24 protein-coding genes, 1 tRNA gene and 1 pseudogene are annotated in these 26,573 nt (G+C 50.0%); 12 read left to right on the forward strand and 14 right to left on the reverse strand.

What is annotated here, in order from left to right:
• Positions 1-18 precede the first annotated feature (18 nt).
• On the forward strand, positions 19-2,334 hold the full coding sequence (locus tag NDA01_RS08365; RefSeq protein WP_348227577.1) for a hypothetical protein: 2,316 nt from the start codon (positions 19-21) through the stop codon (positions 2,332-2,334).
• Between the two features lie 32 nt (positions 2,335-2,366).
• Positions 2,367-3,896: a thioredoxin-like domain-containing protein gene (locus NDA01_RS08370; protein ID WP_348227578.1), complete on the forward strand. Its 1,530-nt coding sequence runs from the start codon at positions 2,367-2,369 to the stop codon at positions 3,894-3,896.
• Positions 3,897-3,903: 7 nt separating this feature from the next.
• Here NDA01_RS08370 and NDA01_RS08375 read toward each other — a convergent pair whose 3' ends face one another.
• Both NDA01_RS08375 and NDA01_RS08380 read right to left on the reverse strand, forming a co-directional pair.
• Positions 3,904-4,689, reverse strand: a complete 786-nt coding sequence (locus tag NDA01_RS08375; RefSeq protein WP_190562316.1) for a circadian clock KaiB family protein — start codon at positions 4,687-4,689, stop codon at positions 3,904-3,906.
• Positions 4,690-4,886: 197 nt separating this feature from the next.
• The gene (locus NDA01_RS08380) at positions 4,887-6,227 is read right to left on the reverse strand and encodes a type IV pilus twitching motility protein PilT (RefSeq protein ID WP_190551232.1); all 1,341 of its coding nucleotides are present in this window, start codon (positions 6,225-6,227) and stop codon (positions 4,887-4,889) included.
• Between the two features lie 441 nt (positions 6,228-6,668).
• Between NDA01_RS08380 and wecB the strand changes: the two genes are divergently transcribed.
• Positions 6,669-7,781, forward strand: coding sequence for a non-hydrolyzing UDP-N-acetylglucosamine 2-epimerase (gene wecB / locus NDA01_RS08385; protein WP_348227579.1), 1,113 nt, complete (start codon positions 6,669-6,671; stop codon positions 7,779-7,781).
• 66 nt (positions 7,782-7,847) lie between these two features.
• Here wecB and NDA01_RS08390 read toward each other — a convergent pair whose 3' ends face one another.
• The 3 genes from NDA01_RS08390 to NDA01_RS08400 form a co-directional block, all read right to left on the reverse strand.
• Complete coding sequence (locus tag NDA01_RS08390; RefSeq protein ID WP_348227580.1) at positions 7,848-8,129, reverse strand: DUF7219 family protein; 282 nt, start codon at positions 8,127-8,129, stop codon at positions 7,848-7,850.
• A 288-nt stretch (positions 8,130-8,417) separates the two neighbouring features.
• On the reverse strand, positions 8,418-8,936 hold the full coding sequence (locus NDA01_RS08395) for a TIGR00725 family protein (RefSeq protein ID WP_348227581.1): 519 nt from the start codon (positions 8,934-8,936) through the stop codon (positions 8,418-8,420).
• Positions 8,937-9,031: 95 nt separating this feature from the next.
• Positions 9,032-10,132 carry a peptidoglycan recognition protein family protein gene (locus tag NDA01_RS08400; protein ID WP_348227582.1) on the reverse strand — a complete coding sequence of 367 codons (1,101 nt, stop codon included), beginning with the start codon at positions 10,130-10,132 and terminating at the stop codon, positions 9,032-9,034.
• A gap of 415 nt (positions 10,133-10,547) precedes the next feature.
• Here NDA01_RS08400 and NDA01_RS08405 point away from each other — a divergent pair, with 415 nt between their 5' ends.
• Positions 10,548-11,237: a response regulator transcription factor gene (locus NDA01_RS08405; RefSeq protein ID WP_190435018.1), complete on the forward strand. Its 690-nt coding sequence runs from the start codon at positions 10,548-10,550 to the stop codon at positions 11,235-11,237.
• A 398-nt stretch (positions 11,238-11,635) separates the two neighbouring features.
• On the opposite strand, the gene NDA01_RS08410 is transcribed toward NDA01_RS08405, so the two are convergent.
• From NDA01_RS08410 to rsmA, 5 genes are all read right to left on the reverse strand, one after another.
• The gene (locus tag NDA01_RS08410; protein ID WP_348227583.1) at positions 11,636-12,316 is read right to left on the reverse strand and encodes a PHP domain-containing protein; all 681 of its coding nucleotides are present in this window, start codon (positions 12,314-12,316) and stop codon (positions 11,636-11,638) included.
• 469 nt (positions 12,317-12,785) lie between these two features.
• On the reverse strand, positions 12,786-12,986 hold the full coding sequence (locus tag NDA01_RS08415) for a DUF2811 domain-containing protein (RefSeq protein WP_190435020.1): 201 nt from the start codon (positions 12,984-12,986) through the stop codon (positions 12,786-12,788).
• 567 nt (positions 12,987-13,553) lie between these two features.
• Entirely contained in the window at positions 13,554-13,895 is a 342-nt protein-coding gene (locus NDA01_RS08420; protein ID WP_348227584.1) for a DUF3082 domain-containing protein, read from the reverse strand.
• A 32-nt stretch (positions 13,896-13,927) separates the two neighbouring features.
• Positions 13,928-14,884, reverse strand: coding sequence for a 4-(cytidine 5'-diphospho)-2-C-methyl-D-erythritol kinase (gene ispE, locus NDA01_RS08425; protein WP_190551221.1), 957 nt, complete (start codon positions 14,882-14,884; stop codon positions 13,928-13,930).
• Positions 14,866-15,699 carry a 16S rRNA (adenine(1518)-N(6)/adenine(1519)-N(6))-dimethyltransferase RsmA gene (rsmA, locus tag NDA01_RS08430; RefSeq protein WP_190435029.1) on the reverse strand — a complete coding sequence of 278 codons (834 nt, stop codon included), beginning with the start codon at positions 15,697-15,699 and terminating at the stop codon, positions 14,866-14,868. Before rsmA ends, ispE begins: the two co-directional genes overlap by 19 nt.
• Before the next feature lie 75 nt (positions 15,700-15,774).
• Here rsmA and NDA01_RS08435 point away from each other — a divergent pair, with 75 nt between their 5' ends.
• The 6 genes from NDA01_RS08435 (at position 15,775) to NDA01_RS08460 (ending at position 21,129) form a co-directional block, all read left to right on the forward strand.
• Complete coding sequence (locus NDA01_RS08435) at positions 15,775-16,839, forward strand: SH3 domain-containing protein (RefSeq protein ID WP_348227585.1); 1,065 nt, start codon at positions 15,775-15,777, stop codon at positions 16,837-16,839.
• Between the two features lie 111 nt (positions 16,840-16,950).
• Positions 16,951-17,697 carry an SH3 domain-containing protein gene (locus tag NDA01_RS08440; protein WP_348227586.1) on the forward strand — a complete coding sequence of 249 codons (747 nt, stop codon included), beginning with the start codon at positions 16,951-16,953 and terminating at the stop codon, positions 17,695-17,697.
• A 6-nt stretch (positions 17,698-17,703) separates the two neighbouring features.
• Positions 17,704-18,669 (forward strand): metallophosphoesterase family protein, encoded by a 966-nt coding sequence (locus NDA01_RS08445; protein ID WP_348227587.1) that lies wholly within the window; start codon positions 17,704-17,706, stop codon positions 18,667-18,669.
• Positions 18,670-19,016: 347 nt separating this feature from the next.
• Entirely contained in the window at positions 19,017-19,496 is a 480-nt protein-coding gene (locus NDA01_RS08450; protein WP_348227588.1) for a response regulator, read from the forward strand.
• Entirely contained in the window at positions 19,493-20,722 is a 1,230-nt protein-coding gene (locus NDA01_RS08455; RefSeq protein WP_348227589.1) for a helix-turn-helix domain-containing protein, read from the forward strand. Before NDA01_RS08450 ends, NDA01_RS08455 begins: the two co-directional genes overlap by 4 nt.
• Before the next feature lie 125 nt (positions 20,723-20,847).
• On the forward strand, positions 20,848-21,129 hold the full coding sequence (locus NDA01_RS08460) for a hypothetical protein (RefSeq protein ID WP_348227590.1): 282 nt from the start codon (positions 20,848-20,850) through the stop codon (positions 21,127-21,129).
• Positions 21,130-21,209: 80 nt separating this feature from the next.
• On the opposite strand, the gene purB is transcribed toward NDA01_RS08460, so the two are convergent.
• From purB to NDA01_RS08480, 4 genes are all read right to left on the reverse strand, one after another.
• Positions 21,210-22,526, reverse strand: coding sequence for an adenylosuccinate lyase (gene purB / locus NDA01_RS08465; RefSeq protein WP_431193348.1), 1,317 nt, complete (start codon positions 22,524-22,526; stop codon positions 21,210-21,212).
• 83 nt (positions 22,527-22,609) lie between these two features.
• Positions 22,610-22,682, reverse strand: a tRNA-Glu gene (locus NDA01_RS08470).
• A gap of 135 nt (positions 22,683-22,817) precedes the next feature.
• On the reverse strand, positions 22,818-24,113 hold the full coding sequence (locus tag NDA01_RS08475) for a C1 family peptidase (protein WP_348227591.1): 1,296 nt from the start codon (positions 24,111-24,113) through the stop codon (positions 22,818-22,820).
• A 66-nt stretch (positions 24,114-24,179) separates the two neighbouring features.
• On the reverse strand, positions 24,180-25,709 hold the full coding sequence (locus NDA01_RS08480; protein WP_348227592.1) for a YifB family Mg chelatase-like AAA ATPase: 1,530 nt from the start codon (positions 25,707-25,709) through the stop codon (positions 24,180-24,182).
• 198 nt (positions 25,710-25,907) lie between these two features.
• Between NDA01_RS08480 and NDA01_RS08485 the strand changes: the two genes are divergently transcribed.
• Entirely contained in the window at positions 25,908-26,255 is a 348-nt protein-coding gene (locus NDA01_RS08485) for a histidine triad nucleotide-binding protein (protein ID WP_190435052.1), read from the forward strand.
• A gap of 136 nt (positions 26,256-26,391) precedes the next feature.
• Positions 26,392-26,573, forward strand: a pseudogene (locus NDA01_RS08490) (photosystem II q(b) protein); the annotation flags it as partial.

Raw genomic sequence — 26,573 nt, forward strand, 5'->3', positions numbered from 1 at the left:
GCTTAGGAGTAATGCTGCGTGTTTGCGATGAATTGGCGGTGTGCTGCTAAAGGTTTCGTTTCATTCCTAGTAGCAGTCAGTTTGGTGATGGGCCTAGTAAGCTGTGGCGATCGCTCCGAAGCGCGACTTCCTAGTCCCGCCGGATCTCCTCAACTTGTAGGAAAAGCAGGCAAAGTCTCAGAAGTTTCTCCGCCGGAAGTCATTCAAACACTGCGGCAAAGCCTAGAAAAATATCAGCCTCAAGTCTCGATTCTTAGCCCTCGCCCGAGTGAAGTGCTGCAAGACAACACTGTATCGGTGCGATTCCAAGTCACAGATTTACCTCTATTCAAAGATGCTCAACTGGGCCTAGGGCCACATTTACATGTGATTTTAGACAATGAGCCTTATGAGGCTGTTTATAACGCTGAGCAACCTTTGATCTTGAAAGATGTAGCACCCGGAACCCATACGCTACGAGTCTTTGCCTCGCGGCCTTGGCATGAAAGCTTTAAGAATGAGGGTGCCTACGCTCAGACGACTTTTCATGTCTTTACTAAGACCCAAGAAAATACGCCAGATTTAGAACAACCGCTGCTAACTTATAGCCGCCCCAAGGGAGAGTATGGAGCTGAGCCAATCATGCTCGACTTCTACCTCACGAATGCGCCTTTACATTTAGTAGCGCAGGAAGAAGACGATGACGACATCTCCGATTGGCGGATTCGCTGCACTATTAATGGCGAGAGTTTTATCTTCGAGCGCTGGCAACCGCTTTACCTCAAAGGTTTTCAGCCCGGTAAAAACTGGGTACAGCTAGAGTTGCTGGATGAGAAGAGTAAGCCGATTGGGAATGCCTTTAACAATACGGTGCGACTAATTACTTACGAACTCAACGGCCAAGATACGCTGTCTAAGCTGGTCCGAGGCGAAATTTCAGCAGAACAAGCGCAGGGCATTGTCGATCCAAACTATAAGTTGCAAATTCCCGCGTCTGAACCTGAGGCGATCGCGCCAGTACCCAGCAGCCCTGCGGTAGAAGAGCAACCTGTAGAAGAGTTGCCAGAAGAACAATCAGAAGAGCAATTCTCTCCCACACCTTTTACAGAAACTCTGCCTGAGCCAAAGGCCAACCAATCTCCTGCTCTACCTCAAATTCAGCAACCAGAGGCTCCCAAGCCAGGTGGCTACTTCAATCGCTTCCGGAGTCCAGCTGCTCCGATTTACACCACCCCGAAGCCAAACTTCGTCCCTAGAAGTAAGCCCGAAGTGATTGAGACTCCTGAGCCTGAGACTCTCCCAGAAACTCAACCAGAACCGGCGATCGCGCCTTCTCCAGAGCCACTGGAATCTATCCCTCCTTCTATGCCTGACGAAGAAACAGAATCACCAGCAGTAACCCGAGAGCCGCTAGAGACTGCAAAGCCCAAATCGGGTGGTTTCTTCAACCGCTTCCGTCGGTCAGCGCCTAGCCCTGTGATTCCAGTTCCTACTGATGCGCCCACTTTGCCAGACTTACTGGAAGCTCCAACTCCAGAAACTTCTAGTGACATAGAGCCAACCCCTGCTGCGACTCGTACTGGATCGCCTGAAGCTGCTGAGGAGCCCGCTAAGGTTGAAACACCTGCAACTTCCAAGCCAACTGGGTTCTTTAATCTCCGTCCGCCTGCTCCCAGCCTCGCGCCAGAGATCATCGCACCAGAGGTCACAGAAACTCCAGTCGTAGAGCCAGCAGTCCCAACTGACACGACTGAATCTGCTCCAGTGGAGACGGAAATTCCAGCGATAGAGGCAGAGCCGCAAGCTCAACCGACTGAATCTAAACCGGGTGGCTTCTTTAATCGTTTGCGGAATTTAGTGCCTGCTCCGGCTGCGCCTCCAGCACCAGAGGCGGTCGAGGCTCCAGAAGTAACTCCTGGCGTAGAAGCTGCGGAACCCGCGATCGCTCCTAGCCCAGAGCCGTCTGTAGCAGAGCCTGAAGTCCCAGAGCCAACGCTGGAGTCTAAGTATGGAGACATTTTTGAGCGGCTGCACCAGGCAACTCCTGCTCCTGTGATGCCCGCGCCAATTGTGACTCCTGCCTTGCCAGAGGTTGTGGTACCAAAGCTCAAGCCTACGCTACCGCAGCAGACAGCTCCAACGATTCGTAAACGTTCGCAGCCAGCACCGATTGTCCCTGCTGCGCCTAAGGAAGTGCCTATCATTCAAGCACCAGAGCCATCTGATCGCGTACAGCAACTGCGCGAGAAGTTTGCGGCTCCCAGCTTACCTGCAACTACTGATTCGCCCGATAGCAGTACAGAAGTTGAGGCTGGCAGTTCGGTTGACAACGTAGAATCTCTCGAAACTCCTTAAAAACTTTGGGGCTTGATTGCTAGGAGATACTCATGCCTCGCGTTAGAGCCCCAGAACTCCCACAAGACCGACCTTGGTTGAACACAGCTCATCCTTTGACGCTGCGATCGCTCCGGGGTCGGTTTGTTTTGTTAGACTTTTGGACCTACGGCTGCATCAACTGCCTCCATGTCTTGCCAACTCTGAAATACCTGGAGCAAAAGTACAAAGACCGCCTCACGGTTATTGGAGTTCACTCCGCTAAATTTACCAACGAGCAAGAGCTAAACAGCATCCGTCAGGCAGTTCTGCGCTACGACGTTGAACATCCGGTGCTGGTAGACAGTGAGTTTGAAGTTTGGCAGCAGTACGCGGTTCGAGCTTGGCCCACTCTAGTCATCATTGACCCTGCTGGGTATGTGCGGCATTCTTTGACTGGGGAAGTCAGCCGCGATCGCCTAGAAGCTTTACTAGACGAGCTATTACAAAACTCCCAAACTCAAGAAACTTTGCGCTTAAAAGAACTGAGCTTCACCCTGGAAAAGCAACAGCAACCCCTGACTAGCTCTCTTGCTTTTCCAGGTAAAGTTTTAGTTGGGCAGGTGGGGGCTGAAGTTTGGTTATTTGTGGCTGACTCTGGTCACCATCGGCTAGTTATAGCGATGCTGACAGGTGAAGTGCGACACGTGATCGGGACTGGGGAACCTGGGTTAGTGGATGGCACTTTTGCGGAAGCCAAATTTTTTGCGCCTCAAGGGATGAGTTTTGACTCAGACCAGTTGCTTCTCTATGTAGCCGATGCCGAAAATCATGCGCTGCGTCGTGTTGACCTGAGGCAACAACGGGTAGATACGATCGCTGGCACCGGAATCCAAAACCGTTTAATTCGACCCCAGCAAGGATTGGCTTTAGAAACGCCGTTAAATTCTCCCTGGGATGTCGAAAAAGTAGGCGATCGCCTACTCATTGCGATGGCAGGACCACATCAAATTTGGGTTCTGCGCTTATTAACTGGATTTATCGAGACATATGCAGGTAGTGGCGCAGAAGCAGGGGTCGATGGAGAACCGACGCAGGCAGCTTTTGCTCAGCCCAGCGGCATTACTACAGATGGGCAAGAACTCTATGTAGCTGATAGTGAAACTAGTGCCATTCGGGGCATAGGCTTAGGCCCAAACTATCAAGTTAGAACCATCTGTGGCAGCGGAGAGTTATTTAGCTTCGGTGACGTAGATGGCATAGGGGAAGCGGTGCGCCTTCAGCATTGTTTAGGCATTACCTATGCTCAAGGAAACTTGTGGGTTGCAGACACCTACAATCACAAAATTAAGCGAGTTGACCTAAGCACTCAGCATTGTCAAACTTTGGTGGGCAATGGACAAGCTGGGCATCAAGATCGGCAAGGTACTGATAGCTCTTTTGCCGAACCCTCTGGTCTCAGTATTTGGGGCGATCGCCTGTATGTAGCGGATACCAACAACCATGCCATTCGCTGCGTTGCTCTAGATACCTTAACTGTCTCCACTTTGACCTTTCCTGGCTTGTGCAGCCCAACTCTTTGTTGGCCAGACTTCACCCTCTAGTTCTTAGCTAGCTATCTGGTGTGCCAAGGACCTGTAGAATTCGGTTCACATTATCTAGCTCTCCCACAATGCGCCGCACTGGATGAGGCCACACCCGCACCAGCGTCGGTGTAGCAGAAACTTGGTCTGTCTCTGCTTGTTCGGGGTGCTTCAGAATATCAATGACCTTGAGTGTATAGGGGTGATGCAGCGAATTCTCTAAAAGTTCATGCAAGGTTTGTAGAGTTCGCTCAGTTGCCGCACTATGCCCAGATACAAACAATCGGAGCACATATCCCTGGGTGGTGCGCTTAGATGCCACAAGCGTCTCATCTAGCTCATGGAGCGATCGCGACGGTGCCGTAGGAGCACTTTCCCAACGAGAAAAGTTTTGGTCGAAACGGACAATCAATTCATGCGATTCCCACAGTTGGGGAAATTGACGGCGATAAGCGGCCAAAACCATGGGGTCACATAAGCCATCAGCGATCGCCACAGGTTGCCAGGCTAAATGTTTGGTTTCAAATAAAGCATTGAGCAAAGCTTGATGACGTAAAACCGGGGGATATGCCTCTGCAAACACGCGCACCTGCTTAGTTTGAGGATCAAGCCAGCGATCGATTGTGGCAGTGTAGCAAGGAACGAGAAAGTGAGGCGGTTCCGGTAAGCCCAAAATTTCTTGCAAAGCCACACATAAATGCAAATGCCAACGCTTTTGCTTGTTTGGATCGATGCAATAAATTAGGTCCCCTTTGGGCGTAAATAGGGCAATGCCTTTGAATAGTTGTGGCGGTGAAGAGCGAGCTTGATTCAAGAGATATTTACAGCTAGGAGATCATGTATAGAAATTGTAAGGATTTAATCTAGCACTGCGCTGAACTAACCTATGGAAAAAAGCAACTACTTTCTAGGTGAAAGCAGTTGCTTGAATTGGATGACTAATGTAACAGAAACTCACGGGTAGAGTTAGAGAAAATACTTTTACCCTAAAGCTGAGTGAGTTGGCTCTTGCTAGATACGGCCTCTCAGGGTCATAGCCATTTCGTTCGCCTTAGGCGACGCTTCTAGTGCGGTTTCCTCAGTAATCCGACCTGCTTCGTAGAGTTTGTACAGCGACTGGTTCATCGTGCACATACCGTCAAAGGTACATTTCGGAATGATCGCCTCGACTTCATCCACGTCGCCCCGCTTAATGTAGTCACGGATGGCATCAGTGTTGATCATGATTTCGTGAATCGCGGCCCGTTTGCCGTCGGTCGTCCGCACGAGACCCTGAGCAATGACACCGATGAGAGACTCAGCTACCTGAATCCGCATGGGGCCTTGCTCCTCTGGGTTATAGAGGTTCAGAATCCGCTCAATCGTTTTCACAGCGCTGTTGGTGTGCAAGGTACCAAACACTAAGTGACCTGTTTGCGCTGCCTTGAGTGCCGTGTTCACTGTCTCGCGATCGCGCATCTCCCCGATCAGGATGATGTCTGGATCTTCCCGCAAAGAGGCTTTCAGTGCGTTATCAAACTTGAGGGTGTTAATCCCGACTTCCCGTTGCTTAATCAGCGATCGCCGACTTTTATGGACGAATTCAATCGGGTCCTCAATAGAGATGATGTTTTTCGGCATCTCCTTATTGATGTAGTCGATCATCGCCGCCATTGTGGTGGACTTACCGGAACCTGTTGGCCCTGTCACCAAGATCAAGCCTTTGTGGTAATGGCACAAATCGCGGAAGACCGGAGGTAGGCTGAGTTCCTCCATCGTCAAGATCTTCACCGGAATCAATCGCAGCACCATTGCAGGGCCGTGTAGGGAATCAAAAATATTGATCCGGATGCGGGCAAAGTCGTACTGAGAGGCACCGTCAAAATCTAGCGTGTCTTGAAAACGCCGAATTTCCTCATCAGACAAAATTTCTCGCAACCAACTCATAAAGGTGGCTTCATCTGTGACGGGGTAGTTCGTCGTGTCAATTTCTCCCCGGTTCCGGAAGCGCGGAGTTTCACCAACTCCCAAGTGAACGTCAGAAAAGCCTTTATCGTAAGCTTCCCGGACCAACTGCTCTAGGGTGGGTGCGCCAGTATTGGTTTTGCGAGCCGCATTAGGAGAACTCGGTGGCGCACCAGGACGGTGCCCAGCAGGAGACCCAGGAGGCGCTGGTGGAGGAGCCATTGGGGGCGGCGCAGGGTTTTGAGCTGCGGTAGCCGTTGGCATAGGCATCGTCTGGGGAGACATTTGCTGAGTAGCCCCTGTAGGTACAGTAGTGGCAGCAGACCGCATGGGGGGTGGAGGCGGTGGAGGTACGCGGGGACCAGGAGCAGGGGGCGGCGAGATGGGTGGGCGCTGTGATTCTGTCATATACTACTTCTCTACAAGAACGTTGAGATGCAAACAACCCGTAGAAGTCTGTCAAGCCGATGCAGATTTGACTGGGAAAAGCTTCAAGCTCCCGACTGCCTTAACTTCCTGGATGAAAGGCTTGACTTTTTTGTCAGGATACGCAACTACCTATCATTCCATAGAGTAACTGCAAAACTTTTCTAACGTATATACCTAAGCCAAAGATTTTGGTCGAAAGCATTTTATTGACTTCCATCTTGCTCAGGGTTCCCCCGTAACTTTGTCAAAGTATCAAAGAGATTGAAATTACTGTGTCCCATGTCTTGGGGAAGCAGCAACAGGCAGGTATAGGAGAGTCAGGTATCGGGTATAAGTGTTATGAAGTGAGGCAGGTTGGTAGAGGCGATTAGCCTAGGAAAAGCCTTTGCGTGAGTTGTTATTTACAATCGATTCAGTTCAATGCAGCAATTTCCCATTCGAGTTTGCGTGACGTTAGGCACCCGCCCCGAAGCCATCAAAATGGCCCCCGTAATTCAACAGTTTCGGCGTTCTGAGCGTTTCGACACGCAGGTAGTTTTGACAGGTCAACATCGAGAAATGGTTGCACAAGTGATGCAACTGTTTAACTTGCAAGCCGATCAAGACTTGGCAATTATGCAACCTCAGCAAACTCTCACTGATATTACTTGCCGCAGTTTGCAGGGGCTAGAGCGTCTATTTAAGGAAATTGAGCCGCAAATTGTTTTAGTACAAGGCGATACTACTACCGCATTTGCTGCTGCCCTCGCAGCGTTTTACCAAAAAATCCCGGTGGGTCATGTGGAAGCGGGTCTGCGAACGGATGACCTCTACAACCCTTATCCAGAAGAAGCGAATCGTCGGTTGATTTCGCAGTTGACTCAGCTGCATTTTGCCCCGACGACTCTGGCTGTAGAGCATTTACAACGCTCTGGTGTGGTAGGCGAAATTCACCAAACAGGTAATACGGTGATTGATGCTTTGCTATCTGTGGCAGCGCAGCACCCTGTTTGTAATATTCCAGGCTTAGACTGGCAGCAACATCGAGTGCTGCTGGCAACAGTACACCGCCGAGAAAACTGGGGTGAGCCGTTGCAAGATATTGGTCAGGGGTTTTTAGAAATTCTCGATAAGTTCCCTGACACCGCGTTATTGCTGCCGCTACACCGCAATCCGACCGTGCGAGAACCTTTGCAAGCGCTTTTAGGCAAACATCCTAGGGCTTTTTTGACTGAACCGCTAGATTATGCTGATTTAGTTGGGGCAATCCAACGTTGCTATTTGCTACTGACAGACTCCGGCGGACTGCAAGAAGAAGCGCCTAGCTTAGGTAAGCCCGTATTGGTCTTGCGGGAAACCACGGAACGACCCGAAGCGATCGCGGCTGGCACGGCTAAGCTAGTGGGAACCCAACCAGCGGACATTATCAATGCAGCGACTGACCTCTTGAGTCATCCCACTGCTTATGAAAAGATGGCAACTGCCGTTAATCCCTTTGGAGATGGACGAGCGGCTGAGCGAATTCTACAGATTGTGACTCAGTATTTTGAATAATTCAGAATTTTGATTATTCAGGTCTGAGTAATTTAGCTCGGTGGCCTAAGAAAGCACAGCAGCAACTTAATTTCCATCAGGTAAATCAACTTGGCGGGGGCGCTGCTGATCTAACAAATTTTGCTTAGAAACTTTGAGCTGCTGCCATAACTTCTGAATTTCCTCATAAGCTTCTGTCGGAGAGATTTTGCCGCCTGCTTCTAAGCCACAAATAATGGAAACCCGTTGAGTAAACTCTTGCAAGTTAGCATTAAAGGCTAAATATTCAGGTGTGAACTCACCGTAATACCGCCCGGTTGGATAGAAGAACTTGTCTTTATTGGTATTGATGCCTGTATTGTCCGCCACAACAATCACCCCAGCAATATAGTTCAGTACTTCACGCGCTAACCTTAGTTTGCCCAGAGGAAGCGTTTCTTTGACACTGTCTTAGTAACCATCCCTTGACATCAATCTAGAGGTTGTCAGTCAGAAATTCGGTGAACTAGCAGGATGAGTAGAAGTTGAAGGCCAGGTGATCGCAAATGTGAGTATTACTGAAATTTAGCTAATTTTTATTTACACAGATCGTTAGCGCTAATCTTAAAGAGTGGTTTATAGGACTATTGCTCAGCCTAATTTGCCCGCTGATTAGATTTATTCCAGCGCTCTATTTACGTGATCTTTATCACTTAAAAAAGCCTTGATTATTTCAAGCGCTGCAATTGGCTGCTCTACGACAGATACTAATTCGGGAGCCAGACCTTTAAAGAAAGTTTGACTAGAAGCATTTTTATTTAACAAAATCACTTTTTTCTGAGCTTTAAGGGCTAGGGCAATTTCTGAAGCAGTTCCTGCGCCCATGCCACAGGCAATGACCACCTGGCTAGAGAGCACATTAATGTTGTTGCGGGCACTCCCCATGCCCGTCAAGACAGGAATATCGACTGCCTCTGACATTGCTGCCCTGTCAGCGCTGGGCAAAATTCCTATCGTTAGTCCGCCTGCTTGTTTGGCACCTTGACTCGCAGCCTGCATTACGCCAGCATTGCGTCCACCCGTGAGTAGCACCCACCCTTCTGTAGCAATCAACTGACCGACTGTATAGGCATTTTGTAGGTCTAGGGCAGTTGCCTCAGACCCAGGCCCCATCACTCCGATCACAACTTTAGGCATAATTTTGCTGCTAGTGGGGTGAAGGGCAATTTGAGAAATTTTAGGTGTACCTCTCTCAGATTTAGATCTTAGGATTCAATCTGAAGGCATTCCAGTTACAGGCGCTGTCTGACTGCTTGACGAATTTCTTCTAGGCGTATTGTTCGGCCTCCTCCAGAACCGGGACATTCTGTTTGCACGCGATCGCGATGGGCACAAATCCGGGGGAGTTGACGAATCCCAAAGGTATTGGTGGGCGTTGGTACAAGTTTCACCGGATCATCAATGCCATAGCGTTTGCATAGGGTCGTGCACAGAGCGACAGCAGACTGAAACTGGGCAGGACTGATGGTGGCGCTGGTGTAAACTCCATCGAAGGCGATTCCCAGACCATCATTAATCACGTCATGGGCTCCACGTTTCCGTTCAAAGCGAGCTTCGTAAATTCTGCCACTAGGCATGATTACGTAGTGATAGCCAATATCGCTCCAGCCATTACCGCCAACATGGCTTTGCCAAAGCTGCCGCATCCGTTGGATTTCTTGACTCTGATTGGCACTAGGCGACAAGGTAGGACTAACAAAGGTGTGATGCATGGTAATCCGCCGAGGTTGCAGATTAGCCACATCCGAAGGAGTGGGCTTGCTTGTCCAAATGCTACGGGGCAGTACTTGTAATGCCGCGGGCTGCACTTCCAAAGTGGTTTGAGCGCGGTCTTGGTCGGAGCCAATAATTTCGATTAGGCGTTTGCCAGAACCGTGAAATAGCAAACTTGCTTGCCACTGACCTGCCTGCACCCGTGGTCGGGCCAGTTCGATCGTTTTGTCAGCTCTAAGAATTAGCTGATCCCCTTCTTGGTAAGAATCCGCAAAGCCGCGCAGAATAAAAGCTTCTTCTGCACGGACATTTTGAGGTAGTGGAGCAAAACGCAGGCGGGGCGAGATGATCGGTTTGACCGCTTCAGCTACTACTTCGATCGGCACATCTACGCTTTCATTCGCGATCGCCACTTCTAGCTGACGGTTACCAGGTTGTAAAAAGACAAACTCAACCCGCCAAGCTCCGTCTGCACCCACAACTGGCCCGGAAGTTTTAATCTGGTCATCGATAGTTAAGCCGATAGCTTTACCAGCATTTTCTGGAGAGGTCGTTCCTACAATCGAGAATTTTTGCCTGACTACAACCGGATCAATGGGGGCTTGTAGAACTTTAATCATTTGGATGACACCTTGGGGCAGGGGTAAAGAAATTATGGAAGCAGAAGTGCTAGTTATTGAGTGAAGTACTAGTTTTTTTTATAAAGGATCGTATTGAGATTCAGAGCTGAATCTAGGCGGAAATGATGATCAGAGCATACTGAGAACTGATCTGTGCTACTCAACGGCCTATAATTTGAGTGCGACTCAAGAATTCAAGTGCAACTCAAGCAATCTAGATCTACTGCTTTCTAAAGTGTAATTTGATCATTTGTTATAGCGATTTCTAAGATTAATTGAACTAGCTCAAACTCATCAATTAACCTTCTGGATTGTTGTTCAAAGCCATAAATACGGTGAATTTCTTGCCCTCGGTAGAGACTTTTAAGGGCAAATGCTAAGAAAATGATTGATGCTACATAGTAGGTAACGATTGATGGCGGGACAGGTGCTGTTGGTAGATGATGAACCTGGTTTGCGGGAAGCAGTGCAAGCTTATTTAGAAGACAGTGGTTTTGCTGTAGACGTTGCTGGCAATGCTCAGGAGGGTTGGCAACTACTACAACAAAAGTTACCTGATCTGGTGATCTCCGATGTGATGATGCCGCAAGTAGATGGCTACCAGTTTCTGAAGCAAATGCGAGAAGATGCCCGCTTTAAGGCACTGCCAGTAGTTTTCCTAACTGCTAGAGGCATGACCAGCGATCGCATTCAGGGATATCAAGCAGGCTGTGATGCTTATTTGCCCAAACCTTTTGACCCCGATGAACTAGTCGCGATCGTGGAAAATTTGCTAGGACGTCGAACTGCTAGGGCTGGCACAGAAGATGGAGAAACTCCAGATATTGCCGATATGGCTCGCCAGATTGCTGAAATTAAAGCCCTCCTAACCCAGCGAAACGCGATCTCGGCGACTCCTGCTCCGATCCCAGTCGATTTTACACCGCGTGAACAGAGTGTGCTTGACCTAGTTGCTGAGGGATTGATGAACAAAGAAATCGCTCGCCGCCTCGACACGAGTGTGCGGAATGTAGAAAAGTACGTCAGCCGTCTATTTAGCAAAACTGGAACCAACAGCCGTACTGAACTAGTCCGGTACGCACTTGAGCATGGCTTAACGAAATGAAAACTGTGGAATTTCAGGTTAGTTACAAAAGTTAAAAATTAATGAGCTAAAGCTTCCATTATTTTTAACTTAGATTGATTTAGATTAAGTTTTCGTCATCTTATGTCTCAATCTGAGAAGGGCTGATATTCTCAGTAAAATTCCTTAGACGTGGAGACAAACATGAAAGCTTCTAATCATCTAGGTCAATCGCTCTCGATGGGTCTACTTTTGGTCGTTAGCAGTATCGGTATTGTGGGATTAGTAGCGCTCCAAAGCGGAGCCTTAAGATAAGAAAACTTTACGCTTCTTGATTTTTACAAGCAGACTTTTCAAATTATAAAATTGCAGAAGTTACTGAGAGGTAGTCTGTTAAGTCGCTATCTCCAGTGCTTCAGCAAAAGTGATTAAATTTAGAATTACAGGCGCTGTAGTAAGTTTAGGCCGTGGGTATCGGTTCCACAGGTACTTAAGAGCTGGTGGTGAGTTGCTAACTTCTGAACTTGCTCGGTTTGGCTAGGACTGGGCTTCCAAGGATTAGGGTTGTTGTAGGCATAGTAAGTTTCAATGCCATCGATCCCTAAATGAGCTGCTGCTTGAATGAGGTCTATCGGCGATCGCCGATAGCGGGCTGGATGGGCCAACACTGCTAAACCTCCAGCTTTTTGAATGGCAGTGATGACATTTGCTGCTTGGTAGGCGTTGCCTTGGACGGCTCGGTGTTGTAGATAAAGTTGTAAGCAGGGATGAGCGGGGTCGAAAGCGTATCCCAAAATATGGACCTCAATCCCTAAGAGATCGGCGTTAATTTCCACGCCTGTCCATAAATAAGGCACAGACTGACAAGTATTGCTGCTAGTACTCCTCAGGGAGCTTGACCGCCATTTCCAGTCGTCTAGGTATTGCTGTGCGATGCGGTAACCGCTGACACTGTGGTGGTCGGTAATAGCCAAACCTTTTAGACCGATCGCGATCGCCTGTTCGATTAAGTCTTTAGGCTGCAATTGGCCATCGGAATGGGCCGTGTGCATGTGGAAGTTGAAAGAGTAGGGACAGCTATCAGCACGAATGGTTTCCAAGACCCGCCTGAGAGCTGGCATGTTCTGCGCTGCTGGCCTAGAAACAGCAACCGGAGCAGGATTAACCGCCATATGAACTTGTGAATTAAGGTAAGTTCGTCTACTATAACCAAGTTTAAACTTGGTCATCTTGCCGCGATGAGGCACTGAATCGTCTCTAAAGTTAGGGAACGATTACATCAAGCCCATCAACCTGAAGTGAAGAATATTAAACGGGTAGTGGCACCTGAAATAGCCAAAGTCCCTGATGGTATAAAGCCGCTCCAGCCTGAGCTGCATAGTCTTGGATGTAGAGAATGATTCGTTGCTTAATACCAAGCCCTACCTTAACGCAGCAAGAAGCTTATAGGGTTTGGTTGAGCACGAAAGCAGGCGCAGGCTGGACAAAATAGCGGTCTTGAAGTCAACTATTAAATTTTTGCAGTAGTCAGTATCAAGCTTGGCCCAAATTCACCCGAGCTGGGCTGAAGTGGGAGCTCCCAATTGGAACTTAAACCGGATGTTTAAACAAAGTATCCAGATAAACACGAGCGGCTCGGCGATCGCCATCTCCGTTTTGGAGTAGAAACAGCGACAACGCTGCCGAAAAAACACGGTCTTGATCCCAATCAGGATGGGATTCGAGATAGTGAGACAGAGATTCGTGAAGGGCTTCAGGAATTTCTGCCAGGATGCTGACGGTTGCGTTCATTAGGACCTCTACTTGGACCAAGGTGAAATGGATAGGATGCGGGTTAGTGCCTGTCTGACGGCAAAAAGGTTACAGCAGAAAGCAGCGCCGATCTAGCTTACGGGAACACCTTTCACCCATGCTCTGATGTGGAAGCATCAGAGCATGGGTGAAGCTAGCGCGCTCAGCAACTGCTACAAGCTCCAACTGCGACCATCAGAACTCCGCGTTGCATTTAAGTGGGTCGCATCATTTTGCGCTATCAGGGGGGAGGGTTGTCAATGCTTCGAAATGTTGCGATCGCCTTCAGATAAAAAAAAGATTTACGATAGAATCAGCTTTTGAGAGCATTTCTTGTTACTTTCCTTTACAAGAATTTAGGCATTCTCATTTCCAGAGGGGGTTAACTGAAAAATCCCCAAATTGGCTCAAAGCTACGGTTCTACATACTTAGCCTGTGGAAAACTCCTCCTAACCTGTGGAAAAACTAGGCTGTTTCTGTGGAAAGGCTGTGGAAACCGTGGGGAAAAGTCTGGGGAATGATAAGAATTGCAAAAAACTCAAAAGCTCTCCGTCTCTTGACTTGCCTTAGGAAGGATCAGCAGGGGGATGAGGCTGGCTGAATCGTTGGATCGCGACTTGCACGCCTAAGGCTAGGAGGCCGAGCGCCGCGAAGCCAAACACACCTGCACCTAGGGCTACCACCCCAACTACTAGAGTTCGGACGGCAGAAGCGATATTGAGCACGGTTGCGTTGTCCGAGTGAATTGGTTTGGCAGCAAAGGTAGTGGCGATCGACATCGTGAGTTTATAGCCAGCAAAGGCCAGACTACCCGAGATCAAAGCGCCGCTTAAACAACGGAATGGACCAGGGAGAGCTTGAGCTTCTGAAGCTGAGTTGGACTTGGGGGGAGGCGTGGGGTTAGCCATAATTCTTCCTGTAGAACTAAGGAGCAGGCAAATTAAACCGGGCGGGAAGAGGCAATCCGAATACTGGTGTTGGTGAGGGGAGCTACCCAAAGCTCTAGATCTGGGTCTGCGATCGCCGCCTGTACTCGTTCCCGGACTTGCTCTGCTTGCGTTTGCGATTCGGTGAGGGCAAAAACGGTAGGACCCGAGCCAGACATCATCGTGCCCAATACGCCTTGCTGCTGAAACTGCTCTCGCAAACGCTGCACTTGGGGGTACTCTGGCAACACAATCCGCTCTAAGTCGTTGTAAAGGCGCTGCCCAATCTCGGTGCTGTTGCGATGGGCGATCGCCGCTACCATCGGCCCTGAATGGACGCGCTGCCTGCGAGTTTCTAGTTCCTGGACATTGGATACATAAGCATGCCCAAACTGTTGCCGGAAGGTTTGGTAGGCCCAAGCGGTAGAAACTGAGAGGCTGCGGTACTTAGCCAGAACCACATAGATCTGGTTCAGGTCTGGTAGAGGCGCGAGTTCTTCGCCACGGCCTGTTGCTAGCATGGTGCCGCCAACAACGCAGAACGGCACATCTGAGCCTAAGCGAGCCCCCAACTCTTGGAGTTCTGACTGAGTGAGACCTAGTTGCCACATCAAGTCCAACCCGACCAGCACTGCCGCTGCATTGGTTGACCCCCCTGCCAAGCCTGCGCCGACCGGAATTTGTTTGTGAATATTGATTTCTACGCCACCATACTGAGCAAAAGTGTCAGGAAATTCTGCGGCCATCAGCGCAGCAGCTTTGTAAGCTAAATTTCGCTGATCGACAGGCACTTCCGGGTGGTTACAATGCACTCGGATTTGGTCCGTAGAAAGTGGGCGCAAATCGATGCGATCGCAGAGGTCAACGCTTTGGAGCACCATCGCCAACTCATGGAACCCATCTGGGCGATCGCCAATGATTTCTAGGTGCAGATTAATTTTGGCTGCGGCAGTTAAGGAGTAGGAGCGCATGCAGGTGTCAACAAATTACTTAAAGCCACCCATTCAGCTACGCTCAAATCTTCGGCGCGGGCTTGTGGGTTCACGTTTAATTGTTCCAGCAATTGAGTCAGGCGATCGCGATCGATCACACTTTTCAAATTATTTCGCAACATCTTGCGCTTCGTGGCAAAGCCCATTGTGACCAAGCTAGCCAACTGCTTAGGATCTTGGGCGGGCGGTTCTGTCGGTCGGGGACGTAAGCGCACTACAGCCGAATCTACTTTCGGTGGTGGTTCAAAAGCCTTGGCAGGCACATCACAAATGAACTCACACGCAGCCAAATACTGCACCCGAACAGACAATGCGCCATAAGCTCTAGAACCGGGTTTGGCACACAAGCGATCGGCAATTTCTTTTTGCACCAATAAAACAATCGATTCTAGCGGTGAGGCAGCAGGCTGAGCGATATTGCCTAACAGCTTTTCTAGAATGGGGCCAGTAATGTAATAGGGAATGTTGGCAACGACTTTTTTGGGCGCTTGAAACTGTGGAAAAGGCGTTAAGTGAGCCTCTAAATCCAGCGTTAAAAAATCCCCTTGAAGTAGCAAAAAGTTTTCCTTTGGTCCCAATTTCTTGGCTAGGAGGGCGCACAAATCTCGGTCAATTTCTACCGCTACAACTGATTGAGCTTGTTGTATTAATTGCCGCGTTAAAATGCCTGTGCCAGGACCAATTTCGAGTACGCGATCGCTCGGTGCTAGAGCTGCCGCTTTAATAATTTGGTTGAGAGCTTTATCGCTGCGCAACCAATGTTGACCAAATTGTTTTCGAGTCGGAGGTGCCATTGCTTTATTGTATCGGGGGCGATCGCACTTCTTTGAGAAAATTTGATTGGGGTGTATCACAGCAGCGTTTTAGATATGAAAAAGCTTCCCGTTTGGGTGGGCTGCGGGATAGCGGCGATCGCAACCGTAGCAGGCATTAGTTACATGGGTTATAGAAGCTCGATTTCCACGGTAAATTCCAGCGCTAATTCCACAGGGTCAGCTATTGGGGTATCCGAAAAGGCTTCTGCAAAAGTGATTCAGTCGCAAAGTTGCATCACACTCGTTAGTGATCCGACGCCACCCTTAAATGTGCGGGCTAGCCCAGTGGTCGCCTCAGATAATGTCGTGGGCCAACTCACCAATGGCACCCGCCTCTTTGTCTTAATTGAACAAAACGAGTGGTTGCAAACCAAGGCTCCGATTGCAGGGTGGGTTTATAAGTCGCTGACGATCACCAGTTGCCCCACGACCAATGGTGTCCCTGCTCCCAGACCTGCTACTCCAGCTAGCGCGACTCAGCCTGTAGATGCTGGCCCGACTTTATTAACGACAGCCACTGAGCAATACCAAGCAGGCAATTTAGAAGTAGCAATGGCTTTAGCCAAAGCGGTTTCCAAAAACAGCATTGCCTACGCCGAAGCTCAACTCGCGATCGCCCAGTGGCAACAAGATTGGCAACAGGCAGAAACTCGCTTTCAAGCCGCGCAACAAGCCTTCCAAGAGCAGCGCTGGCAAGATGTCCTGAGCCAAGTCAATGGGTTTCCGGAGATTCGCTTTTGGAAAGAGAAGTTAACACCAGTGGTAAAGGCCACCATTGAGCGGCAGGGTCATGCAGGTGGAAACTACGACAACAAAACTAAGTCGATTACCCTCCCTGCCAATCACCGCCCCGCTACTGTGGCTGGCCGTTTTGCCAGCTCAGGAGTTCACCAATACTTACTGAACGGAGTGCAAGGACAAATTCTCACAATTGATACTGGCGGGCTCGGTCCTTTACCAGGCATCATGGCTCCAGACGGCACCTCCCTAGGTGAGACAAGCGATCGCAGTCAGACTACGCGCTGGACAGGCAAACTACCGCTCAGTGGCACTTACAGGCTCAAGCTCGATTCTCGATCGCAACCTTATGATTATGCCTTCTCAGTCCAACTCAACTGAGCTGCATCGGTTGGTTGAGTTCTAACCCTGAGACTCCGTAAAACCTTAACCCAAACTGCTCTATCCAACCCCTCTACGGATTTCATTTATATGTCTCCTCAATTTCACAGAATGCTTGGAACTGGTCTGCTCACGCTGGTGTCCTTGGTCTGTGTTGCCTGCGCCTCAGCCCCCGAAACGGACTCAACAGCAGTGAGCCCTAGCCCGACAGCCACGACAACCCCAGCCGCTCCAGGCTCTAGCCCCGCAGCCGCTCCCCCCGTGACGGCCCAACCCCTCAAATCTTCTCCTGATAATAGTGCTCAAGATAATGAGCCAGCGGTACAGGTGGAAAACTGCGTTGTGACTCAAGCGATCGCGGCTGATCCCAACCCCCCTCTAAATATTCGTTCTGGCCCAGAAGTGCAATCTGATAACGTGGTCGGCACCCTCAAGAATGGCGCTTGGGTTTCGGTAGTAGCTGAAAAAGATGGTTGGTTTCAGATCAGGTCAACGGATGGCAATGAAGTTGCGGGTTGGGTCGCCAAAAATCGGACTGAGAGCAACTGCAACCAAAAGAAAGCCCGGATTGCGCTTCCTCAAGCAGGTGGAACGGTAGCGATCGCCGATCGCTTTGTCGGTACTGGGAGCCACAAGTATGTATTGCGAGCTAATCAAGGCCAAACCTTAACCGTTACGAATCAAAAAGATGTCTTCCCCAACATCTTGACTCCCACAGGCCAGCCTTTGATTTCCGGGAATTATGATGAAAATCGCCAAAACTGGACTGGCGAACTTCCTGCTACCGGAGAGTACACCTTGGAGCTAGACTCAAACTTCAAAGGCTACGATTATGCCTTCTCCGCTCAAGTGAAATAGGGAATTATGCGCCCAGTTGTGGTGGTGCTTCTAGCTGTGGGATTGGCATCGGGGAGTTATTGGGTTGCCAATCAGGTGAAGCAGACGCAATCTACGCAATCTAATAGAGTGACAGGAACTAGAGCTCCAGGAACTGCTCCAGCGATCGCGGCAGCAGGGGACATTGCCTGTGATCCGGACAGTCCCAAATTTAACGGGGGACGAGGAACCGCCACAGCCTGCCACATGCAGGCAACAGCCCAACTTTTGCTCAACGAAGGTTTAACTGCCGTTTTGCCTCTTGGGGATTTGCAGTACGAAGTAGGCAGTGCCGAAGCCTTTCAAAAATCTTATGCGCCTAGCTGGGGCAGGCTCAAGTCGATTACTCGGCCCGTGGTGGGCAATCACGAATATGAAGAGCCGGGCGCTGCCAGCTACTATCGCTACTTTGGGGCAGCCGCAGGCAATCCGCAGCGGGGTTATTACAGTTACGACATTGGGCAGTGGCACCTGATTGCGCTCAATTCTAATTGCTCGGAGGTAGGGGGCTGTGGCGCAGGCTCGCCCCAAGAGCGATGGCTCAAAGCAGACTTGGCAGCGCACCCTCAGAAATGCACCTTAGCTTATTGGCATCACCCCCGCTTCTCATCGGGGCATCATGGCAACAATTCTGACACTCAGGCTTTTTGGCAAGCGCTTGCCGCTGCGGGCGCAGATGTTGTCCTGGCAGGGCATGACCACCACTATGAGCGTTTTGCTCCCCAAACTCCGCAGGGCAAGCTAGACCCCGATCGCGGTATACGTCAGTTTGTGGTGGGAACTGGGGGTAAAAATCACTATGAGCTGGGCGAGATTCAACCCCATAGCCAAGTGCGAAATGCTGATACGTATGGCGTCTTAAAGTTGACCTTGCACCCAACGCGCTACGATTGGCGCTTTATTTCCGAAGCTGGCAAGAGCTTTTCAGACTCCGGTAACAGCCCTTGTCATTAAGGGAGTTGCTTTGTGTCAAAAGGTACAAAGTTGACTGAGGAGGTTTGGGGAGTCGGCGATCGCACTGAGAAGCGCTAAAACTTCCTAGCTCTCCCTCGGCAATCCTTAAGGATTCATGTAGAAACCGAGCCAGCAGTTTGTTCGTACGAAATCGTACTGAATCTTCTCAGCGATCGCCCTATGCTAAGAGAAAATAGCATTAAGGTTTGTAACGACCCAATGTTATTAATCAGCAATTTACCCTTTCCATCAGCTTCGCAGTTTTTCAGAAAAAAGTTAAGTTCTTCTCAAAACCTATACTCATCAAGTCAAACAACCAACTGCTTTCGTCTTTGGAGCAGAACGATATGTGCCCCCTATCTGCCGAGTTTGGCTATGCCTTCTCCACTAAGACCAGGCCTCTGGAGACAATGCGTCATCCAAGGTTGATGAAACAGTTGCAAGTGCTAGTTGTTGATAATGACCCCGATTCTAGACACCTGCTCACCGTGTTGTTTGCAGCCTATGGCATCAGGACGATTGCTACAGCTTCGGCCTGCAAAGCACTGGCAATTTTGCAAGATATCCAACCAGATTTACTGATCAGCGAACTTGCCCTACCCGGCGAGGATGGCTATTGCCTGATGCAGCAAGTCAAAGCCCTAGAGAGTAGACAACAAGTTCAAATTCCTGCGATCGCCTTGACTGGCTACAACCGCAAGAGCGACCAAGCACAAGCCCTAGCTGTCGGCTTTCGCAGGTATCTAGTAAAACCTGTTGATATTGACGAGTTAATGACCACGGTTGCTGACCTGACCAAATCCCCTCAAATGGTGCCTACAACATGAATGCAACCACATTTTCTCGACAGGTTGCAGCGATGTCTAATCGCTTGAGCGATTTATATCAAGGCATCAGCGCCTCCTCCAGCTTATCGCCCGCTCTACTACCCTCTGCTCTGAAAGAATTAGGCATTGCCTCTGAGCGGCTTCAAGTGGCAGCCGATTTACTGAGCGAGCAAAACCAGCAATTATTATTGGCAAGCCAAAGCGCTGCAACTGAACGCCAACGATATCAAGAGTTGTTGGAATTTATTCCCGATGCCTGTTTGATCACAGATGCCGCTGGAGTGGTGCAGCAAGCCAACCAAGCCGCTACCAAGTTGCTAAACCTCCCACCTTCTTTTCTCACAGGTCGTTTACTGACGGCCTTTGTGCCTCCAGAGGCTCGGCTACAGTTTCAGACTGAGCTACAGCGGCTCCAACAAAGACCTTGGAAACATGAATGGCAGGTGCAGTTGCAGCCACATCAAGGGACCACTTTTAATGCAAGCATTCTGGTGGAAGTGAGTCAGCCAGATGCCAACCAACCCCCAATGCTGCGCTGGCTGTTGCGCTACCTCAGCGATCGCCAGCCGTCTGACCATAGCCCCAACCTGAGCTATCCGTTGCGGACCTACCACAAGGGAGAAACGATTCCTCTAAGTCTGCAAGGAATTTGGCAAGTGCACTCGGGATTGGTGCAGTTAACCACTTTTTCGCAGACGGGCCAAGAAATATTGATTGGCTTAGCGGGGGCTTCAGCGCCTTTTGGCCCTAGTCTGACTGCGCTTACGCTCTATGAAGCTACTGCCCTAGCGGATACGCAGTTATGGTGCATTCCCCTGACCGATTTTGCTGCCTCCTCGGAGCTACAGCAACGGCTGCTGCCCCAAATTAGCCAACGGCTCAAGCAAACTGAGCTGCTGCTAACGGTTTATGGGCAACTCCGAGTCAGCGATCGCTTGTACACTTTGTTGCAGTTGTTAAAGCAGGAAGTAGGACAGTCTGTGACCGGGGGGACTCGGTTGAGCGTGCGCCTGACCCATGAAGACTTGGCGATCGCTTGCGGCACGACTAGAGTCACCATCACCCGGCTACTCAGGCAATTTCAGCAGCAACAAAAGCTGAGAGTAGACTCCCAGCATCACCTGATTTTGTTAGAAGGCAACAGTAGCTCTCCCGTATCTGCCCTCTCACTTGAGCAAGTTGCATCCACAAAAGGGCAAAGCTTACTTGTTACTCAAGGAGTCTAACGGTGCTCAGTTATCAACCCAAGATAGCTCCCCAATTATTTTGGTGGTGGAACCCGATGACGAAACACGGCCCCTCTTAAAGCACAACCTCAAGCACCAAGGCTACCGGGTCATCATCGCTTTAGATGTATGAAGATGCGATCGAGCGGATGATGGACGGATTTCATTGCCCAGATCTGATTTTGCTCAACCAGTTTAGGCAATCGATTGAGGAGGCGGTTGGGACTGGACGGCGGATTCGTACGACTTCAGGGATTGCCAAGGACACACTGATCGTTGTAATTGCTGAACGGTATAGCGTGGATTTAGAAGGCAAGGACATGCAAGTGGGCAATCGCGAGTACGTTAGTTACTCAGAAGATGGGCAGCAGCTGATGGATCTGCTCCAGAAACTTTGCCCTGTCTAATTTTCTCTCTTAGAATATCCAGCTAGAAAAAATGCAGAGCTACTACAGCAACTCTGCACTCTACGGTTTAAGCTTTCTAATTAAATTCCCAAGCGCTGATAGACGTGATCCAGATGGCGCAGATGATGTTGAGGATTGAAGCATTCTTCAATTTCCTCTGGCGACAAATGCTCTGTAACTCTTGAATCTTGGGCGATCAGATCGTGGAAACTACCATCTGCTTTGTTCCAAGCTGTGTGAGCGCAAGATTGCACCGTGGCATAGGCTTCTTCTCGGCTCATTCCTTTCTCCACCAGCGTCAGGAGTACTCGCTGACTAAACACAACCCCACCGTAGAGGTTCATGTTGCGTTTCATGTTTTCGGGGTAGACCTGCAAGTTCTTCACTAGCTCGGTGATTTCTACCAGCATGAAGTGGGTGAGGGTGCAGCCGTCTGGGAAGACCACCCGCTCCACAGAACTGTGAGAAATATCGCGTTCGTGCCACAGCGCTACGTTTTCGATCGCTGCTACCGCATAGCCCCGGATGATGCGGGCGATGCCAGTCAAGCGCTCCGAGCGAATCGGGTTGCGCTTGTGAGGCATGGCAGAAGAACCCTTTTGGCCTTTGGCAAAGAATTCCTCGACCTCTAGCACATCGGTTCGCTGTAAGTTGCGAATCTCCACCGAAAACCGCTCGATTGAGGCCGTTAGCAGCGCCAAGGTTTGCATGAAATCGGCGTGGAGATCGCGAGAAACAACTTGAGTTGAAGCCGTGTCTGGTTTCAGGCCCAACTTCTGGCAAGCCAACGCTTCTACTTGCGGGTCAATGTTGGCGTAGGTGCCCACAGCGCCAGAAATCTTACCCACTGCGATGTCATCTCGCAGGCGGACTAGGCGATCGCGATTCCGCAACACTTCTGCCAACCAACCCGCTAGCTTAAAGCCAAAGGTGATCGGTTCGGCATGAATCCCATGCGATCGCCCGATCATGACGGTGTCGCGGTGCTGCTGAGCTTGATAACGAATCGCCTGGATCAAAGCTTCGAGCTGACCTAACAGCACATCCAAGCTAGCCACGAGTTGTAGCGCCAGTGCGGTATCGAGCACATCGGAGCTAGTCAAGCCCAAGTGAATGTAACGGCCTGCATCGCCGACATATTCATTCACGTTGGTCAGAAAGGCAATGACATCGTGACGAACTTCGGCTTCAATTTCTAGCACCCGCTTGGGATCAAAGTTCGCCTTTGCTTTAATTTCTTCAACTGCTTCAGCCGGAATATATCCAAGTTCAGCCTGGGCTTCACAAACTGCTATCTCTACCTGTAACCAAGTTTTGAGTTTGTAAGCCTCCGTCCAGAGTTCGCCCATCTCAGGCAGGGTATAACGCTCAATCAAAGCCCGTGTCGCAGAATACAACCGTCATATTTTAGCGCTATCTCAACCCGCAACTTGCAATTACAAAAAAGGAGCTGCATTGTTGCAACTCCCTTTTATTTTTATACCCCCAGGGGAATTCGAATCCCCGTCGCCTCCGTGAAAGGGAGGTGTCCTAGGCCTCTAGACGATGGGGGCTAGGTGACTTGAAGGCGTTGCCCTCAACCGCTCGCGTATCTCGGCGGAATATTAGTCTAGTACGAACGATTTAAGTTTTGCAAGTCCCTAAATTGAAAAAATTAGTGACTCAAGGATGTGAGTAGGCGATCGCCTTTATTCCTTTTCTTCGTCCTCATACTCTTCCTCGCCGTATTCTTCGTCCTCTTCAGATTCCCCTAACTCTTCGTCCTCGTCTTCTTCAGATTCTTCATCTTCAGATTCTTCATCTTCAGATTCTTCGTCTTGGTATTCCTCATCCTCCTCAGATTCCTCTAACTCTTCGTCCTCGTCCTCATACTCTTCCTCGTCTTCCTCAGATTCTTCGTCTTCGTATTCTTCTAACTCTTCCTCCTCTAGTTCTTCATCTTCAAAGTCTTCATCCTCCTCAGATTCCTCATCCTCCTCTAGTTCCTCTTCCTCAGCTCCTTCGTACTCCTCATCATCCTCTTCTTCTAGTTCTTCCTCGGATTCTTCATCCTCGTCGTATTCTTCTAATTCCTCTGACTCTTCATCCTCATACTCTTCTTCGTCCGTTGGCACCTCTGTACCTGTGAGGAGTTCGATCAGGGCATTAAAGAAAGAGAAGCCTTCTTCGTAGCTGCTGCTGATGTCTTCTGAAAAATCGAGGTTGTTGGCACGGCGCAGAGTCCAGCAATCGCCTGTCAAATCTGCATTGGTTAGGTATTCATAGGGAATGTAACAGTAGCCCTTGTCACCCCAATCGGTGCCCCAAGAGTTGCGAACCAGAAACACTTGGTCTTTATCGGAGTAGCCGCAAGCGAGCATCGCGTGACCGCCCAAGTTTTCCTCGCTGGGGAATGGCATGTTCACATGGCCCCGATGATCTAAATCTTCAAAAGATTGAAAGATGTCGGAGCCAAATACGAATGGGTAGCCCTCCGACAGACAGACTTTCATCGCATGTAAATCAACATCAATGCGATCGTACTCATCAATTAAATGCTCAGCCGCTTCTTGAAAAGCATCGTCGTGGGGTTCGTCACAGAAAGCTTCAATGTCGTAAGGCCAAGCCGCTTCAGAGCAAGCGCCATACTTGGTTAACACTTTCATACCCCGACGTAAAGTTGCGCCGCTATCTTCCTGCTCACAGCCATCAAATTTGCGAGCTAGGTAGTAGATAAACAAGCGACTAATATCGTAGTTTTGCCCTGTAAGTCGCTTAGCCAAATACTCATAAGCTCCAGCGATCGCGTTGGCGGTACAACTTCCTAGCTCGCCTTGGTTCTCGACTGTGGTCATGTGCTGCCGCAAATCCACAAACTTGGGCAGGCTGTTTTGCTTTACATTGCGAGGCCGAGCGTAGCGACGATCGCGGTTATCTTGGCGATCGCGGTGATAGCCACCCACCACCACTCGGCTCCCCTGAGGATGAAGAATTTGCTTGAACATAACCAGTACTCCTAAATTTTTAGCGAGATCCGCGAAGTCAGTGACAGCACCCTGTTTTACACCCAGCTATTGCATCCGATCGATCGTCCGGTACTGAATCGCCTCTGCTACATGCTGGGTTTGTAGTTGTTCGTCTCCAGCTAAATCTGCGATCGTGCGAGCGACTTTCAAGATGCGATCGGTGGCTCTAGCAGAAAGGCCCAGCTTGCGGATTGCTCCTTCCAAAATGTTGCGGGCAGCGTCATTGAGTACGCACCAGTTTCTGAGGTGGCGGCTTTGCATGTCGGCGTTGCAACGTAGGCTGGGCTCGGCTTCAAAACGGGTTTGGGCGCGATCGCGAGCTACTTGCACTCGTTCCCGCACATTGGCTGAAGCTTCGCCCAGGGGTTGCCGTGTGATTTCTTCCGGTTTCAAACGATTCACTGCTACTTGCAGGTCAATGCGGTCCATCAACGGGCCAGAGAGCTTGGCCCAATATTGCTCTCGCTGTCGGGGAGAACAAGTGCAAGGCTGAATCGTGTCGCCAAAGTAACCACAGGGACAGGGGTTAGTACTGGCAACCAAAGTGAACTGAGCGGGAAAAGAGACCGATTGGCGCGTCCGAGAAATCGTCACATGTCCGTCTTCTAGCGGCTGCCGCAAAAACTCTAGAACATCTCGCTTAAATTCTGTTAATTCGTCAAGAAACAAGATCCCTCGGTGAGCAAGTGAGATTTCCCCAGGTCTAGGAAAACTGCCACCGCCTACGAGCGAGGGGCCAGAGGCAGAGTGATGAGGGCTGCGGAAGGGGCGATCGCTAACCAAGGAACCTCGTTCTTTGAGCAAGCCCGCAACCGAATGAATCTGAGTGACTTCGAGTGATTCGGCGAAAGTTAATGGCGGTAAAATCCCAGGCAAACGACGAGCCAGCATGGTTTTCCCGCTACCGGGAGGGCCAACGAAAACTAAGTTGTGACCACCCGCTGCGGCAATTTCCAAGGCGCGACGGGCATGAGCTTGACCTTTGACCTCGTTTAAGTCTTGTCCGGTGTACCGCGCTCGTGCCAGGGCTGCCTGACCATCGACTTGCACAGGCTGATACTGCTCAGGCTGGTTCAGGAAGTTTCCCACTTCTGCTAAATTCTGAAAGCCGTAGACTGCTAGACCTTTGACTACCGCCGCTTCGGGGGCATTGCCCGCAGGTACGACTAGGCCTGTGATTCCCATTTGTTGCGCGGCAGCCGCGATCGGTAATACACCAGCCACAGGTCTGAGGCTACCGTCCAGCGAGACTTCCCCCAGAAACAAGTAATCGCCTAACAGCTCTGCACTCACTTGCTCAGAGGCAGCCATAATTCCCACACTGATGGGCAAATCGAAGCTGGGGCCCTCTTTTCGCAGATCTGCTGGTGTGAGGTTAATCACAATCTTTCGCATGGGGAAGGCATAGCCCGCGTTTTTTAGGGCTGCTTTGACTCGTTCCCGCGACTCCTGCACTTCAGTGCCAGGTAAACCTACCAAGACAATGCCTGGGAGCCCACCAGAGACATCCACCTCGACTCCAACCTTCACCGCATCAATCCCCACGAGGGATGCACTCCAAATCCTGGCCAGCACTCGGTCATACCTGAGACTTCTAGCCGTAGAATGCCCGCGATCGCCTATGCACCAACATGCTCGGGTTCGCCTTTACTAACGATTGAAAATACTTGCTATTTACTAGCCAGATTGATCAGTCACTCAAATTCGAGGATTCTTCATGCTGATGTTGCGATCGCCCCTTAAAATTGCAGCTAACCTCAAGAAATTCTGGCTATGAGCGAAACAGACACGATTTTTGGCAAAATTATCCGCCGCGAAATTCCAGCGGATATTGTTTATGAAGACAACTTGGCCCTTGCCTTTAGAGACGTGAATCCGCAAGCGCCTGTCCATATCCTGGTGATTCCCAAAGAGCCGATCGCCAAGCTTGCAGATGCAGAATCGCAGAATCATGCATTGATGGGGCATTTGTTACTAACTGTAAAGCGCGTGGCAGAGCAAGAAGGCTTAGCAAACGGTTACAGAGTTGTAATTAACAATGGGGAAGATGGGGGGCAAACCGTTCCCCATCTGCATTTGCACATTCTCGGCGGGCGACCGCTGGCCTGGCCTCCCGGTTAATCGCTCTAACTGGCGATAGAAACATGAGAAAACTACTTTACAAAGCTCAACAAAGTGATTAATCTATAGATCAAGTGGGGTTCGCCCTACTTTACATAGATTCATCCAACTTTAAGTAATAAGCACTCATCCAGACATGACTACCACTCTACAGAGACGCGAAAGCGCCAACCTGTGGGAGCAGTTCTGTAACTGGGTTACCAGCACCGACAACCGCCTCTATGTAGGCTGGTTCGGCGTCCTGATGATCCCCACCCTGCTCTCCGCCACCATCTGCTTCATCATTGCCTTCATCGCGGCTCCTCCCGTCGATATCGA

Source organism: Trichocoleus desertorum AS-A10, from assembly GCF_039962155.1.
Lineage (GTDB): Bacteria > Cyanobacteriota > Cyanobacteriia > FACHB-46 > FACHB-46 > Trichocoleus.